The following is a 262-nucleotide window of genomic DNA, read 5'->3' as shown; positions in this document are numbered from 1 at the left end:
CATGTGCTCGCAGATCGCGAGCAATCGTGCATCGCGCGGTAGCGGCAGACCTTCCTCGCCCAGCAGCGGCGCTTCTTCGAGCATCTTCAGGAGGAAGGGAACGGCCAGCGCGGTGCGGCTGTCTGGCTCGTAATCCGTGCCGTCGTGCAGCATGCCCTTGAGCAGTTCGCGCAGCAGCGGCTCGACGGGCAGCACCTTGCCGTTCGCCCACAGCCATCCGGTCGTGCCGGGCTCCACATTCACCGTGCAAAGATGCAGGCTC

1 protein-coding gene is annotated in these 262 nt (G+C 65.6%); it reads right to left on the bottom strand.

Going from position 1 to position 262, the window contains the following annotated elements; genetic code table 11:
• The coding region (locus SB847_RS21405; protein ID WP_410578675.1) for a hypothetical protein at positions 1-262 on the bottom strand (262 nt) is incomplete at both ends.

The organism is Bacillus sp. SIMBA_026 (genome assembly GCF_046535335.1).
GTDB lineage: Bacteria > Bacillota > Bacilli > Bacillales > Bacillaceae > Bacillus > Bacillus velezensis.
This window is presented reverse-complemented; position numbering and strand designations above follow the sequence as displayed.